A 2,293-nucleotide genomic window follows, 5' to 3' on the forward strand; every position below is an offset into this window, starting at 1 on the left:
GCGGGCGATCTGGTTGAGGTTGTTGCCCACGGCGGCAAGGTCCTGCCGGGCTGCCGCGATGGCCTGAAGCTCCTCGGACTGGATGGCCAGAAGATCGCTTGCCTGTCTGACCAGATGACGGGCTGCCTCGGAAACCGTCAGACCGCATGCCTCGGCAACCGCCCGGAAGGCGGCATGCTCGCCTTCGGTCACCCGGATGTTGAGCTTCACCGAAAGCCGTCGTGCCTGGCCCCGATCAAGGCCGCCCTTGATGCGAGAGAGCGTATGACGCGAGCGTCCGAGCGAGGCCGCAAGGGCGGCAACGCTCTCGCCAGCCACGAGCCGCGCCTCGATGGCGGCAATCTCCGAGGAGTTGAGGCGGGATCTGGGCATTGCATCATTACATGTTTATTGCAGGCATAGCGCATCATGTACCACACACCACCGTTCCTGCCAACCGTCCTCACCGGCCGGTTTCCGCTCCTCCGAAGAGGAGCCCGCGCGCGGAAACCGGACAGCCGGTGAGGACACGATATGTCGTCAGGGGTTGGCGGCTTGCCCGCCACCAGCACCCCTGCGACCTGGCCGTCAGGCCACCACTTCAAGGAGCGTTTTCACGCGACCGCATTGATAATGCGCGGCTTTCTTGACGGAGGGTGTGGGTGGTCTGACGGCCCACTTCGGAAGTGGGTGGCCCCGGAATGGAAAGATTGCTCGCGCGGAACAGGGCTCGAAGGTCCCGGGAAGGGGAAAGAGAGCGTTGGACTGCTTGATGCTGCACGATCTGACCGTTAGCGAGTGGAGGGTGCGAAGTCCTCGATCAAGAGGCGCAGGGCCCTCGGCGAAGTCCTCAAGGCGAACGGGCAACCGGCCAGACATGCCAACAGGCAAAAAGGCAGGGAGGCAAATTCCTGATTGCCGGGACACCACGATCTCCGAACCATGTCGCGATTTTATCCGCAGCCAATGACTCTGCCACAAAGTGCCATGCCAACTAGGCAGCCAGGTCGACGTGCAAGCAGGCGACCATCCGATCAGGCAGACAGGCATCCGACTGCCCATCAAGGCGGCCCAACTGGCCGACGTCGAAACAGTTAAACGGTAAGCCATGCAAACAGGCAAACGGGCATCAAGTCAGGTGGTCGGCAGAATTTCCTGCCAAATGGCCAGGCCGTCGCTGCGCCGCAGCAACGCATTGTGGAAATTCCTCAAGGAAGATGACTATTTGAGCATCTTGCCCACAACCACAGGCGCAACCTGTTTGACGTCTGCACAACCTTGTGTCTAAACGGCGCTCCAAACGCGCTGAGGATTAGTGAACCCTGACAAGGGCTTCACGCTGAATTTGCGTGTTTTGGCGAGAATTGCCTGCCGTAGCGTCAATAGCGACGTCGCAGGCGTTGCTTGGGTGTTGGTATGCGGGTTGCGGAGGCGATTTTTCATGCAAGTTATTTCCATCGTCCAGACCAAAGGTGGCTCTGGAAAGACGACAGCCGCGATGCTTCTCGCATCTGCAGCACTCGACGCCGGCCGGCGCGTCACCCTGATCGACGGTGACGTTAACGCTCAGCTTGGCCGTTGGCGTGACAGTTTCGAGCTCTCCACCTGGGAAGGGGTCACCCGCCCGGCTTGGCCCGATGCGCTGTCGATCCTGTCGCCTCCCGATACGGTCGACGGCTTGCTCGCCGTTCTGGAGGCCGAAGAAGTATCAGGCACGGATCTGGTCGTTCTCGACACACGCCCAGGCACCCATGCCGATACGGAAGACTTGTGTCTCATCTCGGACCTCGTTCTGATCCCGGCGCGGCCTGTGTTTGCCGAATGGGAAATGACCCATCGCGCCGTCCTCTGGATGGATGATCTGCGTGCATCAATTGCATCGGGCGAGCGCTTCCCGGAGGTGCGTGTTCTGGTGATCGACGCCGGACCCAAGATCATCGATGCAGCAACCCGCGAGGGTGGCATGACAGCACTGCCAAAACGCGATCAGGATGTCCTTCTGGAAATCCTGCGCCTCGATCATCTCGACGTCATCGTGCCGCATTCGAAGATTCTCGAGCAGTTCGGCTTCCACGGCCCCCTCGGGCCGGCAATGGCGGCAAATGCCTGCGCGCCGGGTGGGAGGTTGATGGCGGAGGCCATCAAGCGCCAGCTGGAAGTGGCACGGCTTCTGCTAGCCGGGGTCGACGAGGTCGTGCCGAGATGAGCCGGTTCAAAATGCCACCCCGCGTGGCACCGTCCCCGGCTGCTGGCGAACCGGGCCTGCAAAACGCGGCTGCGCGCCTGCGGTCATCGCGCGACGTTCAGGCTCGGC

At 61.7% G+C, this 2,293-nt stretch carries 2 protein-coding genes; one reads left to right on the top strand and one right to left on the bottom strand.

Annotated elements, in window-relative coordinates; genetic code table 11:
• Nucleotides 1–372: helix-turn-helix domain-containing protein (locus ACEW8Q_RS03825; RefSeq protein ID WP_373502730.1), on the bottom strand; the 372-nt coding region annotated here is incomplete at its 3' end.
• Nucleotides 373–1,420: 1,048 nt separating this feature from the next.
• On the opposite strand from ACEW8Q_RS03825, the gene ACEW8Q_RS03830 reads away from it, so the two are divergent.
• Complete coding sequence (locus tag ACEW8Q_RS03830; protein ID WP_373502731.1) at nucleotides 1,421–2,185, top strand: AAA family ATPase; 765 nt, start codon at nucleotides 1,421–1,423, stop codon at nucleotides 2,183–2,185.
• Nucleotides 2,186–2,293 lie beyond the last annotated feature (108 nt).

It is taken from the genome of Aestuariivirga sp. (assembly GCF_041738905.1).
Classification (GTDB): domain Bacteria; phylum Pseudomonadota; class Alphaproteobacteria; order Rhizobiales; family Aestuariivirgaceae; genus Aestuariivirga.